We start from the raw sequence: 25128 nt of genomic DNA on the forward strand, positions 1-25128 counted from the left end.
TTTTGGCCAAGGACGCGAAGAACGCCAACACGGCTTCCGCCTATACCTATGTCGACCACAAATTCGATGTCGTGGTCGTCGGCGCCGGCGGTGCCGGCCTGCGCGCGGCGCTCGGCATGGCCGAACAGGGCCTGCGCACCGCCTGCATTACCAAAGTGTTCCCGACGCGTTCGCATACCGTCGCGGCGCAGGGCGGCATCGCCGCCTCGCTCGCCAATATGGGCCCCGACAACTGGCAGTGGCATCTCTTCGACACCGTCAAGGGCTCGGATTGGCTGGGCGATACCGACGCGCAGGAATACATGGTGCGCGAGGCGCCGGCGGCGGTCTACGAACTCGAACATTACGGCGTTCCCTTCAGCCGCACGGAGGACGGGAAAATCTACCAGCGGCCGTTCGGCGGCATGATGATGAATTTCGGCGAGGGGCCGCCGGTGCAGCGCACCTGTGCTGCCGCCGACCGCACCGGCCATGCCATGCTGCACACGCTCTATGGCCAGTCGCTGAAGCACAATGCGCAGTTCTTCATCGAGTATTTCGCGCTCGACCTGATCATGGAGCCGGACGGCACCTGCACCGGCGTCGTCGCCTGGAACCTCGACGACGGCACCATCCACCGTTTTTCGGCCAAAATGGTGGTGCTGGCGACCGGCGGCTACGGCCGTGCCTATTTCTCGGCCACCTCGGCGCATACCTGCACCGGCGATGGCGGCGGCATGGCAGCACGGGCAGGCCTGGCGCTGCAGGACATGGAGTTCGTGCAGTTCCATCCGACCGGCATCTACGGCGCCGGCTGCCTGATCACCGAGGGTGCGCGCGGCGAGGGCGGCTATCTCGTCAATTCCGAGGGCGAGCGCTTCATGGAGCGCTATGCACCGTCGGCCAAGGACCTTGCTTCCCGAGACGTGGTCTCACGCTGCATGACGCTGGAGATCCGCGAAGGCCGTGGCGTCGGTCCCAAGAAGGACCATATTTTTCTCCACCTCGACCACCTTGATCCGGCCGTTTTGCACGAAAGGCTCCCGGGTATTTCGGAGTCAGCAAAGATCTTTGCGGGCGTCGACCTGACCAAGGAACCGATCCCGGTGCTGCCAACCGTCCACTACAATATGGGCGGCGTGCCGACCAATTACTGGGGCGAGGTGCTGAACCCGACGGCGTTGAATCCGGACCAGGTGTCGCCCGGGCTGATGGCGGTCGGTGAGGCCGGCTGCGCCTCGGTGCACGGCGCCAACCGGCTGGGCTCGAACTCGCTGATCGACCTGGTGGTGTTCGGCCGCGCGGCGGCGATCCGGGCCGGGCAGGTGATCGACCGCACATCGGCGATCCCTTCGCCCAACGAGGCCTCGGTCGAAAAGATCATGGACCGCTTCGACCGGCTGCGCCATGCCAACGGCTCGACGTCGACAGCGGTTTTGCGCGAAAAGATGCAGAAGGCGATGCAGGAGGACGCTGCGGTATTCCGCACCCAGGAATCGCTGGAAAGCGGCTGCAGGCGCATTTCGCAGATCTGGGGCGAACTCAGCGACGTCAAGGTGTTCGACCGCTCGATGATCTGGAACTCCGATCTGGTCGACACGCTGGAGCTGGAAAACCTGATGGCCAACGCCATCACCACCGTCTATGGCGCCGAGGCGCGCAAGGAAAGCCGCGGCGCCCATGCGCGCGAAGATTTTTCGGCCCGCGACGACGCGGTCTGGCGCAAGCACACGCTGGCCCGGCTCAACGAGGCCGGCGAGGTGGCGCTCAGCTACCGGCCGGTGCACACCGAAACGCTGCTTAGGGAAGCAGACGGCGGCATCAACCCGGCCAAGATCGCGCCAAAGGCCAGGGTGTATTGACGATGGCGCTGGCGGCAGCTGGATATTCCGGCACGCCCCTTCCGGCCAAGCTCGGCCTGAAGGACGGGATGACCGCCGCGTTTATCGCACTGCCGGCGGAACTCGACGATCTGGCCGAAGCCGTCGACTTTGCCCATGTCGACAGGCTGGCCGACTGGTCGAAGATTTCAAATGCTGCCTTGAAATACGATGCCGTTCACGCTTTCACCAGACAGCGTGCAGAGATCGAGGACCGTCTCGCCGACGTCGAAGCGGCGATCAAGCGCGACGGCATGGTCTGGGTGTCCTGGCCGAAAAAGGCGTCGAAAGTGCCGACCGACGTCACCGAGGACGTTATCCGCGCCGAGGCGCTGAAGCTCGACCTCGTCGACGTCAAGGTCGCCGCCGTCAACGGGATCTGGTCCGGGCTGAAGCTCGTCATCCGAAAGGACCTGAGGTAATGGTCGAACTGACGCTTCCGAAAAACTCGAAGATCATGGCCGGAAAAACCTGGCCGAAGCCGGAGGGTGCCACCAATCTGCGCGAATACCGCATCTACCGCTGGTCGCCGGATGATGACGAGAACCCGCGCATGGACACCTATTTCGTCGACATGGACGATTGCGGGCCGATGGTGCTCGACGCGCTGCTCTGGATCAAGAACAAGATCGACCCGACGCTGACGCTGCGCCGCTCCTGCCGCGAGGGCATTTGCGGCTCCTGCGCCATGAACATCGACGGGTCGAACACGCTGGCCTGCACCAAGGGCTGCGACGACATTTCCGGCGCGATCAAGGTCTATCCGCTGCCGCACATGCAAGTGGTCAAGGACCTGGTGCCCGACCTCACCAATTTCTACGCCCAGCATGCCTCGATCGAGCCGTGGCTGAAGACGGTGTCGCCCGAGCCGGCCAAGGAATGGCTGCAAAGCCACGAGGACCGCGAGAAGCTCGACGGGCTCTACGAATGCATATTGTGCGCTTGCTGCTCGACCTCCTGCCCGAGCTACTGGTGGAACGGCGAGCGCTATCTCGGCCCGGCGACGCTGCTGCAGGCCTATCGCTGGCTGATCGATTCCAGGGACGAGGCAACGGGCGAGCGGCTCGACAATCTCGAAGACCCGTTCCGGCTCTATCGCTGCCACACCATCATGAACTGCGCCCAGACCTGCCCGAAGGGGCTCAACCCGGCCAAGGCGATCGCCGAGATCAAGAAGATGATGGTGGAGCGACGGGTATAGCGGCGGACGGGTTGTGCTGCAGGGATCATCTCGTCGGTAGTGATCCTTCGCGCCCCCCTCTGTCCTGCCGGACATCTCCCCCACAAGGAGGGAGATCGGCAGCTGACATCGCCCGTCTGCAATGTTGGAGGTTGGCGAAAGCCGACGTGACATCCAATCTCCCCCACGTGGGGGAGATGTCCGGCAGGACAGAGGGGCGCCGTCCCTCCAGCCTCAGAAGGGTAGCCGATCCTATGACCGATATCGAATTGCCCATCCTCTCCCCCATCGAAGCGCGCGTGCTCGGTTGCCTGATCGAGAAGAAGGAACTGACGCCCGATATCTATCCGCTGACGCTCAATGCGGCACTTGCCGCCGCCAACCAGAAGACGGCGCGCGAGCCGGTGATGGCGGTCGAGCCTGCCGAGGTTAGACGGGCGCTTGGCCAGCTGGAGCAGAAGGGCCTCGTCAGGCAGGTGTTCGCGTCGCGCGTCGAACGCTACGAGCATGTCGTGGCGCAGCGCTTTTCCCTGACCTCGGCGCAGATCGCACTGCTTGGCCTGTTGTTGTTGCGCGGCCCGCAGACGGCCTATGAATTGCTGGCACGAAGCGAGCGCATGGCACGGTTGCCGTCGATCGACGAGCTTCGCGGCAATCTCGATCTGCTGATCGGCCGCAGGCCGCCGCTCGTGCAGCAGATCGATCGCGGCCCCGGCCAGCGCGAAGACCGTTATGTCCATCTCCTCAGTGGGCCGCCGCAACTGTCGGCTGCCGCCGCGCCCCTGCCGTCCTCGCCAGCCTCGGATCTGGAAATGCGCGTGCAGGCCCTCGAGGAGGAGGTCGCGGCATTGCGCGCTCGCCTCGACGCGCTGACCGGCGATGGGCACTAGCGACAAAGACACGCCGGCGGGACAGCGCCCCTCTAGTAACTTTGTTCGTGCCCAGTCTCGATCGGTTGGCGCTGCCCCTCACCCGCCTGCCCGGCGACCTCTCCCCGTATAGTGACGGGGAGAGGCACGCTCTCATCGACCGTTTCGCCAATAATCAGCGTTGTAAGAAGGATGCCGCGGCTGCGGCCAGCTTCTTTCTCCCCGTCACTATACGGGGAGAAATGCCCGGCAGGGCAATGAGGGGCGGAGCCGACTTGGACAATCGATGGCCTCCAACGCAAGCTGGAATCGATCAGATGTAGAAAGCGCCCCTTAGCCGAGCTTGGCGTCGAGCGATACCTTGATGGCGCCGAGCGCCTTTGACACCGGGCATTCGGCTTTGGCCTTCTCGGCCAATTCCTTGAACTTGGCGGCATCGATGCCCGGTACCTTGCCGACCAGCGTGATCGCGCTGCCGGTGATGCCGGTGCCGGGGACCAGCGTCACCACGGCCTTGGCGTCGAGCTCGGAAGCCGGAGTGCCATTTTCGGCGAGAAAATGCGAAAGCTGCATGGCATAGCAACCGGCATGGGCGGCGGCGATCAGCTCTTCCGGATTGGTGCCGGATTTGCCGCTCTCGTCCTCGAAACGCATCTTGGCGGAATACGGCGTGCCCTTCAGCGTCCCGCTCTGGGTTTCGAGCGTGCCTTTGCCTTCCTTGAAACTGCCTTTCCAAACGGCGTTGGCGGTGCGGTCCATCAATTCCTCCTTGATTGTCGTGATTGAGCCCGTAGTCGGCGTCCGGTCGACTATAGCGCGCGCTGGAGCGAAGGCCACCCACGCTTTCGTATCGGCGGCAGCGTGACGCATCATGTCGAGCGAAAAAAATTCGAAAAAAATACGCGTGCAAAAATGTCGACTTCCATCTGTCCCGGCCGTCCTGCGGGCGGCCATGGACTTGGTGGCCGGATGGAGGACCACATGAACAATCTGTTTTCTGCTCACTGGACAAGCACCGGCCACAGGGCCGGTGAACAACAAGCCGACTGGTCGCGCCTGCCGCCCTCCGGCTTCGGCCGACTGCTTGCGGCGATTGCCATTATCGGGATTGCGGTGTCTCTTCTCGACTATGCTGCGGCCGGTCTCGATTCTACGGCAGGCAAGGGCTCCGCGGAGATTTCCGTAGCCTCGTCTTCCACTTCAAGCCAGGAATGGAGATAAAAATGAAGTATGTTTGTCTGGTCTATGGTGAAGAAAAAGATCTCTACGCAATGACGCCCGAGAGGCTGGCCAAGCTCGACGCCGATTCGATGGCCCATGACCGGTCATTGGACCAACGCGGGATGCTGATCATCGCGCAGGCGCTGCAATCGGTGAAAACGTCGAAAACCGTTCGCAGGCGCCAGGGCAAGCGGCTGGTCACCGACGGCCCCTTCGCCGAAACCAAGGAGCAGTTGCTCGGCTTCGTCATGATCGAGGCCGAGAGTCTCGACGGGGCGCTGGAGATCGCGGGCGAGATTCCGCTGGCCGAAATCGGCACGATCGAGGTGCGGGCGATCTACAACGTGCCGGGATCATAGAGATCTCGATAGCTGCTTCGCGGAGCGGTGCCGACCAACAACTGGCGCGGGCTTTCGCTTTCTTCGTCGGACGCAACTTTTGCGTGTTGAAGCGAAGCAATACTTCTCCTATCGTCGCCGAGATTGGGGGATCTCGGGGCATGCATATACTGATTGCGGCAATCGGCCTGTTGGGAGCAGCGACCTTCTGGTGGTACCGGCTGAAGATCATGAACGACGCGGCGCGTGAGGTTGCCGACGTCGTCGGCCGGGTCCAGGGCAATGTGCGCCGCAAGAAACTGCGCAAGCAGGCGGCGCTCTCGCCGCTGACGGCGATCGACGATCCGGTCGTTGCGGCCGCGACGCTGATCACCGCCATCGTCTCCGAGAATGGTCCCATGCTGCCGCAACGCGAAGCCGCCATTCGATCGGTGATTTCGGAGATTGCCGACAAAAAGCAGACCGATGAGGCGGTGATCTATGCAAAATGGGCGGCTTCGCAAATCGATGACGCCACGATCGTCATCGACAAGCTGGCGCCGTTCCTGCGCGAGCACCTCGACGCGGCTGAAAGGAACGATCTGCTGCAGATGGTCGGCCGTGTGGCGAAAGCCGGCGAGCAAAGCTTGCAGATTTCCGATCAGCGAATGCTCCGGCTGCGCCAGAAGCTGGGCTTCGAGGTCAACTGAGCAACGCTCAGATCGCCTCGCCCTTGAACAGTTTCGGCGTGTCGCCGGGCAGACCCGACGCCTGGCGGATGAAGAACTCCTTCAGCCGCGGCATGCGCTCGACGAGGCCGAGGCCGACGTCGCGCAAAGTGCGCAGCGGGCCGAAATCGTTGGAAAACAGCCGGTTCAGCACATCGGTGGTGATTCCCATCTGCACCGTATCGAAGCGCCGCCATTGCTGGTAGCGCTCGAGCACGTCGAGCGCGCCGATGTCCTGGCCGAGCCGGTCGGCCTCGACCACCACTTCGGCCAGCGCAGCCACGTCCTTGAAGCCGAGATTGAGCCCCTGGCCGGCGATCGGGTGGATGCCGTGGGCGGCGTCGCCGGCAAGCGCGATGCGCGGCGCAACGAAGGCGCGCGCAATGGTCAGCCCGAGCGGCCAGGCGCGGGGCTTGTCGGCGATATGGATTTCGCCGAGCTTGAGGCCAAAGCGCTGCTCGAGCTCATATTCCAGGACCAGGGTGTCGCCCTTGACCAGCTTTTCGGCATCCTGCGACCGTTCGACCCAGACGATCGACGAACGGTTGGTGCCGTCCTTGCCCGGCTTGAGCGGCAGCGTGGCAAAGGGGCCTGCGGGAAGGAAATGCTCTTCGGCGCGGCCGTTGTGCGGCCGCTCATGCGCCACGGTGCAAACGATGCCAGACTGGCCATACTCCCATTTCACGGTCTTGATGCCGGCCATGTCGCGCAGCTTCGAGTTGACGCCGTCGGCGGCAACGAGCAGCCGCGCCTTCAGCGTCGCCCCGTCGGCAAGATGCACGGTGATGCCGGCGCCGTTGATGTCGAAGGCGCTGACGGCGACGCCTTCGATGATGCCGATGCCGAGTTGTTCGGCGCGCCGGCGCAAGGCGCCGTTCAAATCCTTGTTGGCGACCATGTGCGCAAACGGTTCGCCTGGCGCAACCTCGCCGTCGAAGGTGAGGAACACCGGGCGGACCGGATCCGAAGTGCGCGAATCGGTGACGATCATTTCGGTGATCGCCTGCGCCTCCGGCGCGATCTCGTTCCAGACGCCGAGCTGGTCGAGCATGCGGCAAGCGGCGGCGGCAATCGCCGAGGCGCGGCCGTCCTTCCGCCAGACGCCGGCGGGCGCGGCGTCGACGACGGCGACGGCGAGGCTCGGCCGCGCCTGCTTCAGTGATACGGCGGCGGCCAAGCCGACATAGCCGGCGCCGGCGACCAGAACGTCGAGCGAATTCTTGCTGTCCACCATGACCATTCCTTTTACGGCGCCAGCCTCTTGACCTAGCCGGGGCCATTCCGCCCTTGACTGCCCGCCATTCCTGTCGGAAACCGCCATGGTAATTTTGCGGCGAGGTCACGAAACATGACGGCAGCCATGGACGAGCTTCTCGGCATTCTCGACCTCGAGCAGCTGGAACACAACCTGTATCGTGGTCGCAGCCCCAAGCTCGACTGGCAGCGCATCTTCGGCGGCCAGACCATCGCCCAAGCGCTGGTCGCCGCGCAGCGAACGGTCCAGCCCGAGCGCCACGTGCATTCGCTGCATGGCTATTTCATGCGGCCGGGCGACACCAAGGTGCCGATCATCTACGAGGTCGACCGCATTCGTGACGGCGGCTCCTTCACCACCCGGCGCGTCGTGGCGATCCAGCACGGCCAGGCGATCTTTTCGCTGGAAGCCTCGTTCCAGCAAGATGAGGTCGGCCTGGAACATCAGGTGCCGATGCCGCAGGACGTGCCGGCGCCCGACACATTGCTGTCGCAGCGCGAATTGCTGGGCAAGTTCGGCGAAGCCGTGCCCGACGGCATCAAGCGCTATTGGGAGCGCGACCGGCCGATCGAGATGAAGCCGGTGATGCTGAAGCATTATACCAGCCGGGAAAAGCTCGAGCCGAAGCAGAACATCTGGATCCGCACCACCGGCCCGGTGCCGGCCGACCGCGCCACGCAGGCGGCCGTGCTCGCCTATCTCTCCGATATGACGCTGCTCGACACCTCGACCTTTGCCCATGGCCGCGCCATTTTCGATCGCGACATCCAGGCGGCGAGCCTCGACCACGCCATGTGGTTCCACCGCAGCCACCCGCTCGACGACTGGATGCTCTACACCCAAGACAGCCCGTCGACGCAAGGATCGCGTGGCTTTACCCGCGGCTCGCTGTTTGCCCGCGACGGCACGTTGATCGCCTCGGTTGCCCAGGAGGGGCTCATCCGGCTGAAGCGGCCGCCTGCGGAGTAGGCATTTTTCGAAATTTGCCTATTTTTTAATCAGATGCACTGCCGCGACTGTGAACAGGCAGCCGGCAAACCTTCCCGATTTCCTTGTTTAACAATAGCTTAACACCCTGCTTCGGCAATTGGCACGGAGCTTGAATCCTAGCGGGCACTCTCCGGCTCTCATGGGGATCGGCGAAGTCGTACAAACGCGGGAACGCGCAACAGCAAAGGGTGAAACCTTATGAAGATCGTGATGGCAATCATCAAGCCGTTCAAGCTCGACGAGGTGCGCGAGGCGCTCACCGCAGTCGGCATCCAGGGCCTGACCGTCACCGAAGTCAAAGGCTACGGACGTCAGAAGGGGCACACGGAAATCTATCGCGGGGCGGAATACGCGGTCAGCTTCCTGCCGAAGATCAAGATCGAAGTCGCGGTCGCCGTCGACATGGTCGACAAGGCCGTCGAAGCCATCACCGCGGCGGCCAAGACCGGCCAGATCGGCGACGGCAAGATCTTCGTTTTCGGCATCGACCAGGCGGTGCGCATTCGCACCGGCGAAACAGACACCGACGCGCTTTGAGCTGCGGATACGTATTCCAATGGAGAGTTCAATGAATATTCCTTCCACCTTGAAGATAACGGGGCGCGCGGCCGTTTTGGGCTCGCTCGCTCTCGCTGCATTGGGCACGGTTGCTGCGTTCGCGCAGGAAGCGGCTCCGGCAGCACCGGCCGCCCCTGCGCCCGCGCTCGACACCGGCAACACCGCCTGGATGCTGACCTCGACGGCGCTGGTGCTGATGATGACCATCCCCGGCCTGGCGCTGTTTTACGGCGGCATGGTACGCAAGAAGAACGTGCTCGCCACGATCATGCAGAGCTTTGCCATCACCTGCCTGGTGACGGTGCTGTGGTTCATGTTCGGCTATTCGCTGGCTTTCTCGGATGGCGGCGGCATGAATGCCTATCTCGGCGGCTTCTCGAAGTTCTTCCACAACGGCATCACCACCTCGTCGCTGTGGCTGCCGGGGGTGGCGAACATTCCTGAATTCGTCTTCTCGATGTTCCAGATGACCTTCGCCATCATCACGCCGGCGCTGATTGCCGGCGCCTTCGCCGAACGCATGAAGTTCTCGGCGCTGCTCATCTTCATGGGGGCGTGGCTGTTGGTGGTCTATGCCCCGATCGCGCACTGGGTGTGGGGCGGCGGCTTCCTCGGCACGGCCGGCGTTCTCGATTTCGCCGGCGGCACGGTCGTTCACATCAATGCCGGTGTCGCCGGCCTGGTTTGCGCGCTGGTTCTCGGCAAGCGTGAAGGCTACGGCACCACCAATATGGCGCCGCACAACCTTGTCTACTCCGTAATCGGCGCTTCGCTGCTGTGGGTCGGCTGGTTCGGCTTCAACGCCGGCTCGGAACTGGCCGCCGACGGCCTTGCCGGTGCCGCGATGCTGAACACCCAGGTTGCCGCTGCCGCTGCGGCGCTCGCCTGGATGTTCGCCGAATGGATCGTCGCCAAGAAGCCGAGCGTTCTCGGCATCATCTCGGGCGCCGTCGCCGGCCTGGTCGCGGTGACGCCGGCTTCCGGCTTCGTCAATCCGACCGGCGCCTTCATCGTCGGCATCGTCGCCGGTGTGTTGTGCTACGTCTCGGCCGTCAAGCTCAAGCACGCGTTCGGCTATGACGACTCGCTCGATGCGTTCGGCGTACACGGGATCGGCGGCATCATCGGCGCGTTGCTGACCGGCGTACTCGCCGATCCAGCGATCAACAGCCTCGGGGCGGGTGCCTCTGTCGGCAAGCAGCTCTACGGTATCGTCTTCACCATCCTGTGGACGGCGATCGCGAGCTTCGTGATCCTCTATATCGTCAAGGCGCTGGTCGGCCTGCGTCCTTCCACCCCGGAAGAGGTCGAAGGCCTCGACATCAGCCAGCACGGCGAAGTGGTGCCGTAATGTATTTGGCCGGCACCGGCGTTTTGCCGGTGCCGGAAAGATCCCGTCGTGATGCTCCCGAAAGGGCTCACGCCTTGAGGCCCGGAAATCTTCCGGGCCTCTTTTTGTGCGCAGATGGCCGTGACGGCTTGATCACAATCGCTTGATCGGGTGCTCGATCCGCCGGCGGCGTGAAACATCGGCCGCAGCGGCTCCGAACTGTGGTGGCGGTCGTCATTTGGACGCTCGTCAAAACATAGGGACGGAAACATCATGAACATCAAGGAAATCTGCCTCGGAGCAATCGCTCTTGCCCTGGTCAGCGGGACGGCACTGGCCGGTGCGCTGGACGAGCCGGACAACATGGCGCCGTTCTTCACCGATTCCGGCATGAAAACCATGAAGCCGATGGCGGAATTCAAGACCGCGTTCATGGCGATGCCGAAGGAAAAGCAGGAAGCCATGAAGAAGGAATGCAACGATGCGGCGATGAGCAAGCCGCATGCCGAATTCTGCGCCAATGTGCAGGCACTCGGCGGCGCCAACTGACAATCTCGATCAGGCTGCAGCCTGATCGTTTCATCACCACGATGGCGGGCCAGCGTGCCCGCCATTATTGCCGAGCCGGGGTGGCTTCCAATGCCCGTCGCAGGATCAGCGCCGTGTTCGAACAGGAAGCCAGGCATGACATCTTGCGCCAGTTCCGGAGACGCAGACTGCCCATGGTTAATGCGCCCTTAACCTTCCCGCCGCTAGTCTGACAGCCGAATCTGCCGTGTTGCGCGTCCGCGCCCGGCCGGGCAACGACAGACGGGGAAGAGCATGCGTTCAGGGGCTTCAGCACCGCTTGCGCTGGCCGATACGGGGCACGGCATCCGGGCGTTCGCGAGGCGCCAGGTCGGCCGGCTGGTCGGTGCCGGGCTGTTTGCGGTGGTTGGCTTCGGCGTTGCCGCCCTTGCCACCTGGAACGTCGCCGATCCGAGCTTTTCGCATGCCACCGACAACGTCGTCACCAATGCAATGGGTTATGCGGGTGCCGTCTTTTCCGACATTGCGATGCAGTTCTTCGGACTTGCCGCGGTTGCGGCACTGGTGCCGGCGGTGATCTGGGGATTTCTGCTGTTTACCGCACGTGGCGTCGACCGGCTGCCGAAGCGCGCGCTCGCCTGGTTCGCCTTTTCGCTGCTTGGCGCGGCAATTGCCGGCTGCGTGGTGCCACCCAAGACCTGGCCGCTGCCGACCGGTCTCGGCGGCGTCTTCGGCGATATGGTGCTCAGCATTCCCGGCCTGGTCATCGGCGGCTACCCGACCGGCCTCGTCGCCAGCGTGCTCGCCGTGCTCCTTGCAGCACCGGCGCTGGGGCTGTTTCTGTATGGTTCGGCGCTGATTTCACGCAAGAACGGCTTTGCCGTCCTTGATCAGCCTGCCGCGCCCGATCCGCAGGACGACCTGCTTTTCGACAATGAAGAGGACGAGGGCGACGAAGGCATATTGGCACTTGGCGCCATCACCCATTGGTGGCTGTCGTTGCGGGCCTATTTGCGCCGCCGCGCCGCGCGCCGGCGCGAGCGCGATGATTTCGAGCCCGAGATGGAGCCGCGCGCCAGCGCCTGGCGGCGGGCGGCCGAACGGGTCGAATCGGCCGAGTTCGCCGAGGCGCGGATGAGCCCGGGCGGGCGCGCCCGCGTCGAGCCGGAATTCTTCGCCGCCATGGTCAACGACCGCAGTGCCTCGATCGACCCCGACGATGCCGATGTCTTTGATAACGACGACAATGACGACGACATGGATTTCGCGCCCAAGCCGGCCGGCCAACGCCGCGCCGCGCCGACGGCGAAGGTGCAGAACTTCCGCTCCGATGCGGCGACACGCGTCGAGGCGCCGGCGCCACGGCCGGCACCCGGCGCCCGGGTCCAGCGCGAGGCACAGACCTCGCTGATCGGCTCGGAGAAGTTCGAGATGCCGTCGCTGCATTTCCTGTCAGAGCCAAAGAACGTGGTGCGCGACGCCAGCCTGTCCAAGGACGCGCTGGAGCAGAATGCCCGCCTGCTCGAGGGCGTGCTGGAGGATTTCGGCGTCAAGGGCGAGATCATCCATGTCCGCCCCGGCCCGGTCGTCACGCTTTATGAGCTGGAACCCGCGCCAGGCATCAAATCGTCGCGGGTGATCGGCCTGTCCGATGACATCGCCCGCTCGATGAGCGCGATCGCCTGCCGCGTCGCCGTAGTGCCCGGCCGCAATGCCATCGGCATCGAATTGCCGAACGCCAAGCGCGAGACCGTCTATCTCAGGGAGATCATGGCCAGCCGCGATTTCGAGACCACCAAGGCCAAGCTGGCGCTGGCGCTGGGCAAGACCATCAATGGCGAGGCGGTCATCGTCGACATCGCCAAGATGCCGCACGTGCTGGTCGCCGGCACCACCGGTTCGGGCAAGTCTGTCGCCATCAACACCATGATCCTGTCGCTGCTCTACCGGCTGACGCCGCAGGACTGCCGGCTGATCATGATTGATCCAAAGATGCTGGAACTCTCGGTCTATGACGGCATCCCGCATCTTCTGACGCCGGTCGTCACCGATCCGAAGAAGGCGGTGGTGGCACTGAAATGGACCGTGCGCGAGATGGAGGACCGCTACCGCAAGATGTCGAAGGTCGGCGTCCGCAACATCGACGGCTTCAATGCGCGCGTGCAGCAGGCCGAGAAAAAAGGCGAAAGGATCTCCCGTACGGTGCAGACCGGCTTCGACCGGCAGACCGGCGAGGCGATCTACGAGACGGAGAACCTCGACCTCGAGCCGATGCCCTACATCGTCGTCATCATCGACGAAATGGCCGACCTGATGATGGTCGCCGGCAAGGATATCGAGGGCGCGGTGCAGCGCCTGGCGCAGATGGCACGCGCCGCCGGCATCCATGTCATCATGGCGACGCAGCGGCCGTCGGTCGACGTCATCACCGGCACCATCAAGGCCAATTTCCCGACCCGCATCTCGTTCCAGGTGACGTCGAAGATCGACAGCCGCACCATCCTGGGCGAGCAGGGTGCCGAGCAACTGCTCGGCATGGGCGACATGCTGTACATGGCCGGCGGCGGCCGCATCCAGCGCGTGCACGGCCCCTTCGTTTCCGACGACGAGGTGGAGAGGATCGTCGCGCATCTGAAATTGCAGGGCGTGCCGGAATATCTCGACGCCATCACCGAGGACGACGACAAGGATGACGACGAGCCGTCGGGCAAAGGTAGTGGTGGCGGCGGCGACGGCGGAAATTTCGAGGATTCCGACGATCCCTACGATCAGGCGGTTGCGGTGGTGCTGCGCGACGGCAAGGCCTCGACCAGCTACATCCAGCGCCGGCTCGGCATCGGCTACAACCGCGCCGCGTCGATCATCGAGAAGATGGAGAAGGAAGGCATTGTCGGCCCGGCCAACCATGCCGGAAAACGCGAAATCCTGGTGCCGACGGAGGACGACAAATTCTAGCGCCCGTTCCATCCCGGTAGAATCGGGATGGAACTCTATCCACTTTTCAGGATCATGCTCCGATCCACCGGCCGGACCGCGCCGGCAACTGTGAACCTCTTGGCGCGTTGCAACGGATGAGCGCTGCGCTGCCCGCCAAACTTAAGCCCAACTGGGGGGCCAGACCAATACAACGAGCAAGCAATCAGATGATGGTGACCGGCATGAAAAACGCATCTTTCGCCCCAAGCAGGGATTTCGCCCCAACCCGCCGGCAGGTGCTCGGCCTCGGCCTGGTCCTGGTTGGTGCTGCAGCCCTCAACGTCGTGCCCGGCTTCCAGCTGCTGGCGTCGGCGCAAGCAGCGGTTCCGGCGACGGCGCAGAAAATTGCCGACCATTTCTCCTCGGTCAAATCGATGAGCGGCGAGTTCGTGCAGTTCGGGCCCAAGGGCGAGCAGACCGGCGGCAAGTTCTTTCTGGAACGGCCGGGCAAGATCCGCTTCAACTATGACGGCGCCTCGAATTTCAGGGTGATTTCCGACGGCAAGTCGGTGGTCATCCTCAACAAGAAGCTGCGGACCTCCGACCTCTATCCGCTGTCGAAGACGCCGCTGAAGCTGCTGCTCGACGACAAGATCGATCTGTCGGGCGGGCGCGTCAGAAGCGTCAAGGAAGAAGACGATCTCACCACCATCCAGCTTGCCGACAAGTCGGTGTTCGGCAATTCGAAGATCACCATGATGTTCGATCCGAAATCCTATGAATTGCGGCAGTGGACCATCACCGATGCGCAAGGCAAGGACACGACGGTGATGATCTTTAACACCAAGGAGGGCGTCAGCTTCGCCCCCGACACTTTTGCCATCGACTATACGGCGAACCGGGAACTGAACACCAAGTCGCGGTAGCTTTCCACCGCTGTGGGAAGGGGTCCGGCGTTGGTGCTGCCCCTCATCTGGCTGCCGCCATCTTCTCCCCGTATAGTGACGGGGAGAAGGACGCAGCCACGGAAGATTTCGCCAATTCCCAGCGTGAGAAAAAGGGCCCCGAGGCCACGGCCAGCGTCTTTCTCCCCGTCACTATACGGGGAGAAGATGGCGGCAGGGCAATGAGGGGCGGCGCCGACCTTCTTGAACATCAACACCCCCCAGCTCAGTGCGGCGGCTTGTCTTTGAGGCTTGCGGCTGGCAGATTCCGGGCCGACTCTTTCATGGGCGCATGACCCCTGGCCAAAGGCGTTCACCTTTGGCATTTTATGCGCGGCTCCGGATCCTTTGTGCATGTCCTTTTCCGTCGCTACCTGGAACATCAACTCCGTCCGGCTGCGCATGCCGATCGTCGAGCGCCTGCTGGTCGAGCAGGCGCCGGACGTGCTCTGCCTGCAGGAAACCAAGGTTCCAGACGAATTGTTTCCGGAGAAGGCCTTCCGCAAGCTCGGCTACGAGCACATCGCCTTCCATGGCCAGAAGGGCTATCACGGCGTTGCGACCATAGCGCGCCGGCCGATCGAGATCGTCGAAAAGCGCCGCTTCTGCGAGATCGAGGACAGCCGGCATCTGTCGGTCACCGTCAAGGCCGGCGGCAAGACGATCCTGCTGCACAATTTCTACGTTCCGGCCGGTGGCGACGAGCCAGACCCGACCGTCAACCGCAAGTTCAAGCACAAGCTCGATTTCGTTGCCGAAATGAATGCCGTCCGCGCCGAGCATGACGATCACTCCGGCTCGATCCTGGTCGGCGATCTCAACATCGCGCCGCTCGAGCACGATGTCTGGTCGCACAAGCAGCTCCTCAACGTCGTCAGCCATACGCCGGTCGAGACGGAAAATTTCGAGGCGATGCGGCTCGCCGGCAACTGGGTCGACCTGATGCGGCTCAATGTCCCTTACGAGCAGAAGCTCTACACCTGGTGGAGCTATCGCGCCCAGGATTGGCAAGCCTCAAATCGCGGCCGGCGCCTCGATCATATCTGGTCGTCGCCAAACCTGGTGCCGCATTTTGCCGGCTATGAAATCCAGCGGCTGGCACGCGGCTGGGAACGGCCCTCGGACCATGTGCCGGTGATCGGACGCTTCGACCTGGATTAGTTTTGTCCGCCTTACGCAGCTCAGGGAAACCTGAAGGACTCGGCGATGTAGTCCGGGCGGGCGTTCAGCGAGGCGAAAACATCCTCCAGATTAGGCGTGTCCGCCAATATGCCTGACAGGACCAGCGTGGTCGCGACGCTGACGCCGATACCGCCGGCGATGTCGTGTTCGACGCTGTCGCCGACGCAGACCACGCTGTCGCGATCCGGATTGTCCGCCAGTGCCAGGGCTGCCTCGAATATCTGCGGATAGGGCTTGCCGATGCGCGTGACGCTGCCGCCGAGGCTCTCATAGAGATCGGCGAGCCGGCCGGCGCCGAAGCGAGGGCCGACGGCAGTCAGCATGATCTTGTCGGGATTGGTGCAGAAGCATGGCACCTGCCGCGCTGCCGCCGGACCAAGAAGCCGGCGATAGTGGTCGAGGTCGTAACGGTCGCCCTCGCTGGCGGAAATCAGCACCAGTTCGGCATCGCTACCGTCCTTTGCCAGGACGAAGGGCAGGCCGTCGACCGCCGACCGGTCATTGTCGCGGCTGATCAGCAGGCATTTTGTCTCCGGGCGCAGGGCTCCGGATGCCGCCATTTCGTGGAACGAGCGCCACGCCACCTCGCCAGAGGAGACAAAGTGATCCCAGCTTCCCGGTTCGAAGCCGAGCTTCAGCAGGCGGCGCTCATTGGGTTCGGCCCGCTTGCCGGAATTCGAGATCAGCACGGTGGTCTTGCCGGCGCGCTTGAGCGCCGACAATGCTTCGACAGCGCCGGAATACGGGTTGGTGCCGTCGTGCAGCACGCCGAACTGGTCGACCAGGAACACCTGGTAGCGCTCGGCCAGCGCGCCGATGCCGTCGAGATGTTGAACTGCCGTCATAAAAGCCCCGCTGCGCTTGCGCCCATCAGCGCCAGCCGCGCCGTGCCGGCGGCGGCCTCATCCGACAGAGCCGGCAAGAGGGCGACGCCAAGCTTGCGCCGCCGGATCGCCGTCCAGGCCGGATTTGCCGCGCCGCCACCGACGCTCCTGACCGATGTCAGCCGGGGTGCGCCGAGTTCAGCAAGCCGGCGATAGCCGAGCGCTTCGATCGCCGCAATACCCTCGAACATGGCTTTCAGATAATCGGCGTCGTCGGCAGGCCGCGGCTCGAGACGCGGCGGCAGCGCCGGATCGGCTATGGGGAAGCGCTCGCCGGGCACCGGCAGCGGGTAATAGTCGAGGCCGGTCTGCGTCGCGGGGTCGATTTTTTTGCTGAGTTCGATGATGCGGCCGACGGGAAAATGCTGGGCCAGCACCTTGCCGCCGGAATTCGAGGCGCCGCCCGCCAGATAGGTGTCTCCCAGCCTGTGGCTGTAGATGCCGAATTGCGGCGCCGAGATCGGCCGGTCGGAGAGGATCTTGATGGTCAGCGATGAGCCGAGCGCAGTGACGCCGTCGCCCGCAGCCGTTGCACCGGTCGCCAGGAACGAGGCGCAGCCATCGGTGGTGCCGGCGACCACGACCACGTCATGCGGCAGGCCAAACAGATCCACGGTGCTCGGCGAGAGCGTGCCTGTGATGTCGCCCGGCCGTACAATGCCAGGCAGGAGTTCCATGCGCATGCCGGTCGCCGCGATCCAGTCGGGCCAGCGCCGGGCCTCGACATCGTAGCCGGTTTTCAGGGCATTGTTCTCGTCGCTGACGTCGAAGCGGCCGGAAAACTGTCCCGCGATCCAGTCGGCCTGATGCAGTATCATGGCCACCTCAGGAACACCGGGCAGGCGCTGGAACCAGAGCGCCTTGGCAAGACCCGAGGTCGGCCCGTGCGCGGCGCTCGCAGGCGGCGCCCGGCGCGCGATTGCGGCCAGGATAGGTTCGTCGGCGACCTTGTCGTTGTACATTAGCGGCTCGGCCAGCGGCCGTCCGGCAGCCTCGACCGGCAGCAGCGTGCCCGAAGTGCCGTCGACAGCGATCGAGCGGACCGCAGCGCGATCGATCTGGGAAAGCAGCTCGGTCAGCGCCGCGACGACAGCCGCCCACCACGCAGCAGGGTCGCGGGCGTTCTGGCCAAACCTGTCGAGTGGGACGGCGGAATGCGCGGCGACGGAAAAATCCGGGCGCATGGCGACGGCGCGCGCGCCGGATGTGCCGATGTCGATGCCGATGGCAAGTGGGCCGATTGAAAGCGACATATCAGCTGCCGGCAGCATTGAGTTTCTGGCGATACTGCTCGGCGTCCCAGTTGATCAGTTCGTCATTCTCCGCCGCTGTGAGATAATTCAGCTTCGCCGCAACATCGACCCGCGCCGTCACGTCGGCGAGGCAGCGTTGCAAGGCATCGGCACCGGCGCTGGCGTCGCCGCGCATCAGCACGCCGAGCCCCGGAAACAGGATCGCCGCCGGTGCCGTGCCGCACCGCTCGACGATGCGCTTCACGTTCTCCCCCGGCCTCGCCACGACCGAACCCTCGCCGAGAAAGATGACGTGGTCGGGATAGAGGCTGCCCACTGACGCCATACGGCAGCTTTCGGGGTCGACCGCGACTGCATGCGCCTCGATATCCGCCGGCAGTCTGTAGCCGCTGTCGCCGGCGAGCGCCGTCAATGCCGCGGTGTCGGGCTCCGCCACCTTGCGCGGCTGCCGCGCCAGCAGCCTTGTCACGCGCCGCAGCAGCATGTCGGCCTCGGCGACGGTCTCGGCTGCAACGACGAGACCGTGATTGCCGAGGATCAGGATGTCCACCCCCGGCCGTAAACGCTCGGCGATACCCTGGGCAAGCGGCAGGCCCGGCCGGCGATAAGGCACATACGCCCATTCATGGCCATCGAGGCGCCTGGCGACCTCGGCCTCGCAGTCGGCCTGCACGGCCAGTGAAATGGTCTCGACGCAATGGACATGCAGAACGATGCGCTGCGGCATCAGCGCATGCACGGTGGTTTCGATCGACGGGCGCAGCCCACGCGCGTTCAGCGCTTCGATGGCGAAGGCCTGCGGCTGTTCGGCGGCCGGGTCGCGCCGTTCGATCGCTTCGAGCAGCGGCGGGATGCTGACCGGCACCATGATGTCCTCGGCCAGCGCGTGCTTTAGCCAGGTACCCGAGGCCTTGATCCAGAGCGTGTCGCCGGCTTTCAGCGAGGTGTTGCCGCCGGCGGCCTGTGTCAGATGCGGGTCGTTGCCGATCTCGGCCGAAAGCGACCGCAGCGCTGCCAATTCCTGCGCATCCGCACTGATCGTCATCGGAAATTCCTCCACAAACCGGCCGCGTGGCCACGGCTTTGGACGTCCCGTTGCCGGGACGAGGCTGACGCTGGTATCGCAGATGCGAGTAAGTTACGTCAACAGTGATGTTATCGCGTCAAATCACGCTTGCAATCCGAGGTGCGTTGAGTAAGTTGCACCAATTGCCGTGCAAATGGCAATGCCGTGCAAAATGGCTTGGGAGGCAAAGGGCATTGGGAGGTAAGGGTTGAGCGACTCCGGCCGCCAGCGTCAGATTGTCGAGCTTTTGCGGGACCGGCCTTTCGCATCGGTGCGGGAACTGCAGGAGCGGCTTGGCGTGTCGGCGGCGACGGTGCGGCGCGACATCGACAAGATCGACGAGGCCGGCGAAGCGCGTAAGGTCTATGGCGGCATCTCGGCGCTCGATGGCGCTTCGCAAGCCGGCGTCGCCTACGCCAGGCCCTATGACGAGAACCGCGACCTCGCCGTCGAGGCCAAGCGGCAGATCGCCGCTCTGGCGGCGACCATGGTGCGCGACGGCGACGCGGTCATCGTGCATGGCGGTTCGACCTGCTTCCATCTCGGCGTCAAGCTCGCCGACCGCAACATCCGGCTCTACACCAACTCGATGCCGCTCGCGGCCTATCTCAGCGACCACGGCCATTGCAGCCTGACCGTCGCCGGCGGCGAGCTGCACCGTGAGCCGAGCATCATCCATTCGCTGACCCAGGCGGTGCCGTTCTACGCCTCGAAGTTTTTTCTCGGCGCGCAAGGCATCGGCCAGGAAGGCCTGCTGGAATCGCACCCGCTGCTGGTCCGCTCGATCGTCGAACTCAGCCTGTGCGCCGACCAGATCGTCGTGCTGGCCGACAGCCGCAAACTGTCGATCCATGCGCGTAACGTGGCGCTGCCGCTGTCGCGGATCGGTACGCTGGTCACCGATGACGGCCTGTCCGACGCCGATGCGCGCGTGCTCGAAGACGCCGGCGTCACGGTGCGGATCGCCGCGTCCTCGGGAGGCAGCCAATGAACATAGCCGTCCTCGATTTCGGCAAGACCAATTCGAAGCTGTTCGTCTTCGGCCAGGACGGGCGCATCCTTGACGAACGCCGCACCCAGCCGAGCTGGATCCGCAAAGGCGGCTTCAGCGTGCTCGACGAGGCAGCACTTCACGACTGGGCGGCACGTGCCATCGATGACGCGGTCGACACGCATGGCGCGGACGGGCTGATGGTATCAGGCCATGGCTGCACCTTCGCGTTGGTCGACGACGCCGCGCTGACGTATCCGATACTCGATTACGAGCAGGAACCGCCGGCCGAACTCGCCGCGCAAATCGACCGCCGCATTCCGGATTTTGCCGAGACCTTTTCGCCGCGCCTGCCGCTTGGCTTCAACTATGGCCGCCATATGTTGTGGCTGAAAGAGGTGGAACCCGATGCCTTCACCGCAGCGAAATCGATCCTCGGCTATCCCCAATATTGGAGCTGGCGTTTTGGTGGCCGGCCGGTATCGGAAGTGTCCTATCTCGGCTGCCATTCGCACCTATGGGCGCCGCGCAGCCAAGATTTCAGTTCGCTGGTCGACGCAGAGGGCTGGCGCGGCCAGATGCCCGCCTTCGAGCGTGCCGGCGCGGTGATCGGCGAGCAACGCTTCGGCCAAGCCGCGAAGCCGGTCGCCATTCACAATGGCGTCCACGACAGCAATGCCGCGCTCTATGCCTATCGCCGGCAGCAGCTCGGGCCGGTGACCGTGGTCTCGACCGGCACCTGGGTCGTCGTGCTCAATCCGGACTGTCCGCTCGACGCGCTCGACGGTGAGCGCGACATGCTGGTCAATGTCGATGTCGATAGCGGCCCGGTGCCGACCATCCGCTTCATGGGCGGGCGCGAATTCGCGACGATCAGCGCCGGCTGGCAGGGTGCGATCGCGCCGTCCTCGATCCAGCGGGTGATCGACGCCGGCATCATGGCGCTGCCGAGCTTCGCGCCCGGCGGCCCGATGCCACACCGCCGTGGTGAACTGGTCGGGCGTACGCCCAATGCCGAGGAACGGGCGGCCATGGCGCTGCTCTATGTCGCGCTGATGGTCGATTTGTGCCTTGAGCTGATCCATTCCGACAATACGGTGATCGTCGATGGCGGCCTGAACAATGGCGGCATGCTTGCCGCGCTCTTGGCGCAATTGCGCCCCGGGCAGGCCTTCCTGCAAGGCGCAACGCTGGAGGGCAGCGCCACCGGTGCTGCGGCACTTGCCTTCGAAAGTGCCGGACGCGAATTTGCCACTGAGGCGCCGGAGGCGGTGCATGCGGCAAGCTTCAGCGGCCTTGCCGGCTACCGCAACGACTGGCGCGGCCTTGCCGCCGACCGGGGTGTAGCCAGCGCAGCTGCGGGAGGTGCACGATGAGCGCCGCCGCCCGGATCGAGACGGCCCGCCAGCCGGTGCTGGAAATGCGCCATATCTCCAAGACATTCGGCCCGATCCGCGCCTTGCACGATGTGTCGCTGACCGTCCATGCCGGCGAGCTGCACGCGCTGATGGGCGAGAACGGTGCCGGCAAGTCGACGCTGATGAAAGTGCTGTCCGGCGCCTACCGGCCGGATCCCGGCGGCGAGATCCTGATCGACGGCGTGCCGGCCGCCACCGGCGACCCGATCAAGGCACGCGCCGCCGGCATTGCCGTCATCTATCAGGAACTGTCGCTGGCGCCCAATCTGACGGTGGCGCAGAACATCTTCCTCGGCAACGAGCCGAGGCGGTTCGGCATCGTCGACCGCGAACAGTGCAACCGGCGCGCCAGCGAGATCATCGAGCGGCTCGGCGTGACTTTCTCGGCGCACACTCCCGTCGCCAGCCTGTCGCTTGGCGAGCGCCAACTGGTCGAAATCGCCCGCGCGCTGTCGACCAATGCGCGCATCATCGTCATGGACGAGCCGACCACGTCTCTGACCTCGCGTGAGACCGACCTTCTGTTCGAGGTGATCGCGACGCTGAAGTCGCAAGGTATCGCCATCATCTACATCAGCCACCGCATGGAAGAGGTCTACCAGCTCGCCGACCGCGTCAGCGTGCTGCGCGACAGCGGCTATGTCGGCACGCTCGACCGCGCCGATCTGAACGCCTCGCGGCTGGTGTCGATGATGGTCGGGCGCGATCTGTCGACGTTCTACAAGAAGGATCACCGCCCGCCGGACAGCAAGCGCGCCGTCGCGCTATCGGTGCGCGGCATGTCGGACGGCAATCTCCTCACGAATTGTTCGTTCGACCTCCACAAAGGCGAGGTGCTGGCGCTGGCCGGCCTGGTCGGTTCGGGCCGCACCGAGCTGGCAAGGCTAATCTTCGGGGCTGACCGGCGCACCGCCGGCACGCTTGAGCTCGGCGGCAAACCGATATTCATCAATTCGCCGCGCGAAGCGCTCGATGCCGGCATCGCCTACCTGACCGAGGACCGCAAGCAACTTGGCCTGTTCCTCGACATGTCGATCTCCGACAACATCAGCATGGGCGTGCTGGCAAAGGACGCGAAGGCCGGCGGTTTGCGCGACTTCACGGCTGCCGAAAAGCGCGCCGCCAAGGCGGTTTCAGACCTCTCCATCCGGACCAGCTCTGTGCAGGCCAATACCGGCTCGCTGTCGGGCGGCAACCAGCAGAAGGTGCTGCTCGCCCGCCTGCTGGAAACAGAGCCGCAGGTCGTCATCCTCGACGAGCCGACCCGCGGCGTCGATGTCGGGGCGAAGTCGGAGATCTACCGGCTGATCGACAATCTGGCCAAGAAAGGCATCGCCATCCTGATGATCTCCAGCGAATTGCCGGAGGTGATCGGCATCGCCGACCGCGTGCTGGTGATGCGCGACGGCACCATTGCCGGCGAGGTGACGGCGTCGGGAGGCGAACCACTGCGGCAGGAAGCGATCATGGAACTTGCAACGGGAGCGGCTCAGCAATGACCGACAAGGTGGCCGATACGATTAAAGCGGACGACCGGGCGATCGGCAGGAGCACAAGATGGCGCACTGCCATCGCCGCGCTCGGCATGCTGCCGATCCTGATCCTGCTGGCCGTCGGCTTCCAGTTCATCAACCCGCGCTTTTTCACCCAGACCAATCTGCTGATCGTCATGCAGCAATCGTCGATCAACATCGTGTTGGCGGCCGGCATGACCTTCGTCATCCTGACCGGCGGCATCGACCTGTCCGTCGGCTCGATCCTTGCCGCCTCGGCGATGGTGGCGGTGATGGTGTCGCTGGTGCCCGATTGGGGACTGCTGGGCGTGCCGGCGGCCATTCTCGTCGGCCTCGGCTTCGGCATCATCAACGGGCTGCTGATCGCCTATATCAAGCTGCCGCCCTTCATCGTCACGCTGGGGTCGCTGACCGCCGTGCGCGGCGTCGCCCGCCTGCTCGGCCAGGACACCACGGTATTCAACTCGGACCTGCCGTTCGACTTCATCGGCAACGGTTCGCTGTTCGGTATTCCCTGGCTGGTGATCATCGCGCTGGCGGTCGTGGTGCTGTCCTGGCTGGTGCTCAAGCGCACCGTGCTCGGCACCTGGATCTACGCCGTCGGCGGCAACGCCGAGGCCGCTAGGCTGACCGGCATCAAGGTGCCGCTGGTGCTGCTCTTTGTCTACGGCGTTTCCGGCCTTCTGGCCGGCCTTGGCGGCGCCATGTCGGCGGCCCGGCTCTATGCCGCCAACGGGCTGCAGCTCGGGCAATCCTACGAGTTGGATGCGATCGCCGCGGTCATTCTCGGCGGCACCAGCTTCGTCGGCGGCGTCGGCTCGATCTGGGGCACGCTGATCGGTGGCCTGATCATCGCGGTGCTCTCCAATGGGCTCATCCTCGCCGGTGTTTCGGACATCTGGCAGTACATCATCAAGGGATTGGTCATCATCGTGGCGGTCGCCCTCGACCGTTACAGGCTCCAGGCAGGAGCAAGAACGTGATGGCCCTTAGTCGCCGGCATCCAACGAGCCGGTTTCATGTGTAACGCACCGTGAGAGGCGCGGGGCAATCGGAGGAAAGTAATGAAGACCATCGCTAAACTGCTCTGCGGCGTCGCCCTTGCGGCCGCCGTCATCGCGCCGGCATCGGCCAAGGATTTGAACAAGGTCGGCATCTCGGTCGGCCTGCTCGGCAACCCGTTCTTCGTCGCCACCATCAAGGGCATCGAGGACGCGGCCAAGAAGATCAACCCGAACGTGCAGGTGACGTCGGTATCGGCCGACTACGACCTCAACAAGCAGGTTTCGCAGGTCGATTCCTTTATCGCCGCCGGCGTCGACGTCATCATGCTCAACGCCGTCGACGCCAAGGCGATCGCGCCGGCGGTGAAGAAGGCGCAGGCGGCCGGCATCGTCGTTGCCGCTTTCGACGTTTCGGCGCCGGGCGCCGACGTCACTGTGATGACCAACAACGTCAAGGCCGGCGAAGAGGCGTGCCAGTATCTGGTCGACCATACCGGCGGCAAGGGCGACTACGTCATCCTCAACGGCCCGTCGTCATCGTCGATCCTGGAGCGGGTCAAGGGCTGCAAGGACGTCCTGGCAAAACACCCCGACATCAAGATCCTTTCCGACGACCAGAACGCCGAAGGCTCACGTGACGGCGGCCTGAAAGTGTTCCAGTCGCTGCTGACCCGTTTCGACAAGATCGACGCGGTATTCGCCATCAACGATCCGACGGCGATCGGCGCCCAGCTTGCGGCCAAGCAGCTCAACCGCTCGGAGTTCATCTTCACCGCGGTCGACGGCGCGCCCGATATCGAGAAGGAACTCGCTTCCGGCACGTCGATGATCAAGGCCTCGGCCTCGCAGGATCCCTATGTGATGGCCGGCCAGTCGCTGACGATGGCGGCTGACTTGCTTGCCGGCAAGAAGCCGGCCGAGCCCACCGTGCTGCTCGACCCGAAGCTGATCACGGCCGGGAACCTGAAGGACTACAAGGGCTGGACCGCGGCTCGCTAAGCCTCCCAAGCCTGGGTGCGGCCGGGGTGGCCGGCCGCCCCCCGGCCGGTGGCGTATACACATCTGCCCGCCCCCCAGACCGGGCGAAAAGGGGGTTTGGGGGGTTGGGGTGGAAAAAAAAA

At 64.2% G+C, this 25128-nt stretch carries 24 protein-coding genes; 19 read left to right on the forward strand and 5 right to left on the reverse strand.

Features of this window, described 5'->3' with window-relative positions; translation table 11 throughout:
- Positions 1-2 precede the first annotated feature (2 nt).
- The 4 genes from sdhA to NKI85_RS30600 all read left to right on the forward strand — a co-directional run bounded on the left by sdhA (position 3) and on the right by NKI85_RS30600 (position 3929).
- Positions 3-1841, forward strand: coding sequence for a succinate dehydrogenase flavoprotein subunit (gene sdhA, locus NKI85_RS30585; RefSeq protein WP_352779837.1), 1839 nt, complete (start codon positions 3-5; stop codon positions 1839-1841).
- 2 nt (positions 1842-1843) lie between these two features.
- Positions 1844-2281 carry a DUF3052 family protein gene (locus NKI85_RS30590; protein ID WP_352530056.1) on the forward strand — a complete coding sequence of 146 codons (438 nt, stop codon included), beginning with the start codon at positions 1844-1846 and terminating at the stop codon, positions 2279-2281.
- On the forward strand, positions 2281-3060 hold the full coding sequence (locus tag NKI85_RS30595) for a succinate dehydrogenase iron-sulfur subunit (RefSeq protein WP_023722699.1): 780 nt from the start codon (positions 2281-2283) through the stop codon (positions 3058-3060). The genes NKI85_RS30590 and NKI85_RS30595 overlap by 1 nt, the downstream gene beginning before the upstream one ends.
- A 233-nt stretch (positions 3061-3293) precedes the next feature.
- Complete coding sequence (locus tag NKI85_RS30600) at positions 3294-3929, forward strand: YceH family protein (protein ID WP_352779838.1); 636 nt, start codon at positions 3294-3296, stop codon at positions 3927-3929.
- A 312-nt stretch (positions 3930-4241) separates the two neighbouring features.
- Here NKI85_RS30600 and NKI85_RS30605 read toward each other — a convergent pair whose 3' ends face one another.
- Positions 4242-4667, reverse strand: coding sequence for an OsmC family protein (locus tag NKI85_RS30605; protein WP_352779839.1), 426 nt, complete (start codon positions 4665-4667; stop codon positions 4242-4244).
- Between the two features lie 222 nt (positions 4668-4889).
- Here NKI85_RS30605 and NKI85_RS30610 point away from each other — a divergent pair, with 222 nt between their 5' ends.
- The 3 genes from NKI85_RS30610 to NKI85_RS30620 all read left to right on the forward strand — a co-directional run bounded on the left by NKI85_RS30610 (position 4890) and on the right by NKI85_RS30620 (position 6156).
- Positions 4890-5129: a hypothetical protein gene (locus tag NKI85_RS30610; protein WP_352779840.1), complete on the forward strand. Its 240-nt coding sequence runs from the start codon at positions 4890-4892 to the stop codon at positions 5127-5129.
- Positions 5130-5131: 2 nt separating this feature from the next.
- The gene (locus NKI85_RS30615) at positions 5132-5488 is read left to right on the forward strand and encodes a YciI family protein (RefSeq protein WP_352530048.1); all 357 of its coding nucleotides are present in this window, start codon (positions 5132-5134) and stop codon (positions 5486-5488) included.
- Between the two features lie 140 nt (positions 5489-5628).
- Positions 5629-6156 (forward strand): hypothetical protein, encoded by a 528-nt coding sequence (locus NKI85_RS30620; protein ID WP_352779841.1) that lies wholly within the window; start codon positions 5629-5631, stop codon positions 6154-6156.
- 7 nt (positions 6157-6163) lie between these two features.
- Here the strand turns inward: NKI85_RS30620 and NKI85_RS30625 are convergent, their stop codons facing one another.
- The gene (locus NKI85_RS30625) at positions 6164-7414 is read right to left on the reverse strand and encodes a ubiquinone biosynthesis hydroxylase (RefSeq protein ID WP_502896174.1); all 1251 of its coding nucleotides are present in this window, start codon (positions 7412-7414) and stop codon (positions 6164-6166) included.
- 108 nt (positions 7415-7522) lie between these two features.
- Between NKI85_RS30625 and tesB the strand changes: the two genes are divergently transcribed.
- From tesB to NKI85_RS30660, 7 genes are all read left to right on the forward strand, one after another.
- Complete coding sequence (tesB, locus tag NKI85_RS30630) at positions 7523-8398, forward strand: acyl-CoA thioesterase II (RefSeq protein ID WP_352530042.1); 876 nt, start codon at positions 7523-7525, stop codon at positions 8396-8398.
- A 219-nt stretch (positions 8399-8617) separates the two neighbouring features.
- Positions 8618-8956: a P-II family nitrogen regulator gene (locus tag NKI85_RS30635; protein ID WP_023679755.1), complete on the forward strand. Its 339-nt coding sequence runs from the start codon at positions 8618-8620 to the stop codon at positions 8954-8956.
- A 49-nt stretch (positions 8957-9005) separates the two neighbouring features.
- The gene (locus NKI85_RS30640; RefSeq protein WP_352530094.1) at positions 9006-10328 is read left to right on the forward strand and encodes an ammonium transporter; all 1323 of its coding nucleotides are present in this window, start codon (positions 9006-9008) and stop codon (positions 10326-10328) included.
- Between the two features lie 252 nt (positions 10329-10580).
- On the forward strand, positions 10581-10856 hold the full coding sequence (locus tag NKI85_RS30645; RefSeq protein WP_352779843.1) for a hypothetical protein: 276 nt from the start codon (positions 10581-10583) through the stop codon (positions 10854-10856).
- Between the two features lie 273 nt (positions 10857-11129).
- On the forward strand, positions 11130-13790 hold the full coding sequence (locus tag NKI85_RS30650; protein WP_352779845.1) for an FtsK/SpoIIIE family DNA translocase: 2661 nt from the start codon (positions 11130-11132) through the stop codon (positions 13788-13790).
- Between the two features lie 203 nt (positions 13791-13993).
- Positions 13994-14677: an outer membrane lipoprotein carrier protein LolA gene (locus NKI85_RS30655; protein WP_352779846.1), complete on the forward strand. Its 684-nt coding sequence runs from the start codon at positions 13994-13996 to the stop codon at positions 14675-14677.
- A 372-nt stretch (positions 14678-15049) separates the two neighbouring features.
- The gene (locus tag NKI85_RS30660) at positions 15050-15856 is read left to right on the forward strand and encodes an exodeoxyribonuclease III (RefSeq protein WP_352779847.1); all 807 of its coding nucleotides are present in this window, start codon (positions 15050-15052) and stop codon (positions 15854-15856) included.
- Positions 15857-15876: 20 nt separating this feature from the next.
- Here the strand turns inward: NKI85_RS30660 and NKI85_RS30665 are convergent, their stop codons facing one another.
- From NKI85_RS30665 to NKI85_RS30675, 3 genes are read right to left on the reverse strand one after another with little or no spacing between them, the layout of a single operon-like run.
- Entirely contained in the window at positions 15877-16722 is an 846-nt protein-coding gene (locus tag NKI85_RS30665; RefSeq protein WP_352779848.1) for a TIGR01459 family HAD-type hydrolase, read from the reverse strand.
- Positions 16719-18014 carry an FGGY-family carbohydrate kinase gene (locus NKI85_RS30670; RefSeq protein WP_352779849.1) on the reverse strand — a complete coding sequence of 432 codons (1296 nt, stop codon included), beginning with the start codon at positions 18012-18014 and terminating at the stop codon, positions 16719-16721. Before NKI85_RS30670 ends, NKI85_RS30665 begins: the two co-directional genes overlap by 4 nt.
- A gap of 1 nt (position 18015) precedes the next feature.
- Entirely contained in the window at positions 18016-19059 is a 1044-nt protein-coding gene (locus NKI85_RS30675; protein WP_352779850.1) for a class II aldolase/adducin family protein, read from the reverse strand.
- Positions 19060-19288: 229 nt separating this feature from the next.
- On the opposite strand from NKI85_RS30675, the gene NKI85_RS30680 reads away from it, so the two are divergent.
- The 5 genes from NKI85_RS30680 (at position 19289) to NKI85_RS30700 (ending at position 25006) form a co-directional block, all read left to right on the forward strand.
- On the forward strand, positions 19289-20071 hold the full coding sequence (locus NKI85_RS30680; RefSeq protein ID WP_352779852.1) for a DeoR/GlpR family DNA-binding transcription regulator: 783 nt from the start codon (positions 19289-19291) through the stop codon (positions 20069-20071).
- Entirely contained in the window at positions 20068-21447 is a 1380-nt protein-coding gene (locus NKI85_RS30685) for an FGGY-family carbohydrate kinase (RefSeq protein WP_352779853.1), read from the forward strand. The genes NKI85_RS30680 and NKI85_RS30685 overlap by 4 nt, the downstream gene beginning before the upstream one ends.
- Positions 21444-22988, forward strand: coding sequence for a sugar ABC transporter ATP-binding protein (locus NKI85_RS30690; protein WP_352779854.1), 1545 nt, complete (start codon positions 21444-21446; stop codon positions 22986-22988). The genes NKI85_RS30685 and NKI85_RS30690 overlap by 4 nt, the downstream gene beginning before the upstream one ends.
- On the forward strand, positions 22985-23986 hold the full coding sequence (locus tag NKI85_RS30695; RefSeq protein WP_352779856.1) for an ABC transporter permease subunit: 1002 nt from the start codon (positions 22985-22987) through the stop codon (positions 23984-23986). Before NKI85_RS30690 ends, NKI85_RS30695 begins: the two co-directional genes overlap by 4 nt.
- Before the next feature lie 81 nt (positions 23987-24067).
- Complete coding sequence (locus tag NKI85_RS30700; protein WP_352530016.1) at positions 24068-25006, forward strand: ABC transporter substrate-binding protein; 939 nt, start codon at positions 24068-24070, stop codon at positions 25004-25006.
- Positions 25007-25128: the final 122 nt, after the last annotated feature.

The organism is Mesorhizobium sp. M0571 (genome assembly GCF_040320985.1).
Classification (GTDB): domain Bacteria; phylum Pseudomonadota; class Alphaproteobacteria; order Rhizobiales; family Rhizobiaceae; genus Mesorhizobium.

Coding starts and splice junctions, on each gene's coding strand:
- NKI85_RS30590 (WP_352530056.1), top strand. CDS start 1,844: ATGGCGCTGGCGGCAGCTGGATATTCCGGCACGCCCCTTCCGGCCAAG.
- NKI85_RS30595 (WP_023722699.1), top strand. CDS start 2,281: ATGGTCGAACTGACGCTTCCGAAAAACTCGAAGATCATGGCCGGAAAA.
- NKI85_RS30600 (WP_352779838.1), top strand. CDS start 3,294: ATGACCGATATCGAATTGCCCATCCTCTCCCCCATCGAAGCGCGCGTG.
- NKI85_RS30605 (WP_352779839.1), bottom strand. CDS start 4,667: ATGGACCGCACCGCCAACGCCGTTTGGAAAGGCAGTTTCAAGGAAGGC.
- NKI85_RS30610 (WP_352779840.1), top strand. CDS start 4,890: ATGAACAATCTGTTTTCTGCTCACTGGACAAGCACCGGCCACAGGGCC.
- NKI85_RS30615 (WP_352530048.1), top strand. CDS start 5,132: ATGAAGTATGTTTGTCTGGTCTATGGTGAAGAAAAAGATCTCTACGCA.
- NKI85_RS30620 (WP_352779841.1), top strand. CDS start 5,629: ATGCATATACTGATTGCGGCAATCGGCCTGTTGGGAGCAGCGACCTTC.
- NKI85_RS30625 (WP_502896174.1), bottom strand. CDS start 7,414: ATGGTCATGGTGGACAGCAAGAATTCGCTCGACGTTCTGGTCGCCGGC.
- tesB (WP_352530042.1), top strand. CDS start 7,523: ATGACGGCAGCCATGGACGAGCTTCTCGGCATTCTCGACCTCGAGCAG.
- NKI85_RS30635 (WP_023679755.1), top strand. CDS start 8,618: ATGAAGATCGTGATGGCAATCATCAAGCCGTTCAAGCTCGACGAGGTG.
- NKI85_RS30645 (WP_352779843.1), top strand. CDS start 10,581: ATGAACATCAAGGAAATCTGCCTCGGAGCAATCGCTCTTGCCCTGGTC.
- NKI85_RS30650 (WP_352779845.1), top strand. CDS start 11,130: ATGCGTTCAGGGGCTTCAGCACCGCTTGCGCTGGCCGATACGGGGCAC.
- NKI85_RS30655 (WP_352779846.1), top strand. CDS start 13,994: ATGAAAAACGCATCTTTCGCCCCAAGCAGGGATTTCGCCCCAACCCGC.
- NKI85_RS30660 (WP_352779847.1), top strand. CDS start 15,050: ATGTCCTTTTCCGTCGCTACCTGGAACATCAACTCCGTCCGGCTGCGC.
- NKI85_RS30665 (WP_352779848.1), bottom strand. CDS start 16,722: ATGACGGCAGTTCAACATCTCGACGGCATCGGCGCGCTGGCCGAGCGC.
- NKI85_RS30670 (WP_352779849.1), bottom strand. CDS start 18,014: ATGTCGCTTTCAATCGGCCCACTTGCCATCGGCATCGACATCGGCACA.
- NKI85_RS30675 (WP_352779850.1), bottom strand. CDS start 19,059: ATGACGATCAGTGCGGATGCGCAGGAATTGGCAGCGCTGCGGTCGCTT.
- NKI85_RS30685 (WP_352779853.1), top strand. CDS start 20,068: ATGAACATAGCCGTCCTCGATTTCGGCAAGACCAATTCGAAGCTGTTC.
- NKI85_RS30690 (WP_352779854.1), top strand. CDS start 21,444: ATGAGCGCCGCCGCCCGGATCGAGACGGCCCGCCAGCCGGTGCTGGAA.
- NKI85_RS30695 (WP_352779856.1), top strand. CDS start 22,985: ATGACCGACAAGGTGGCCGATACGATTAAAGCGGACGACCGGGCGATC.
- NKI85_RS30700 (WP_352530016.1), top strand. CDS start 24,068: ATGAAGACCATCGCTAAACTGCTCTGCGGCGTCGCCCTTGCGGCCGCC.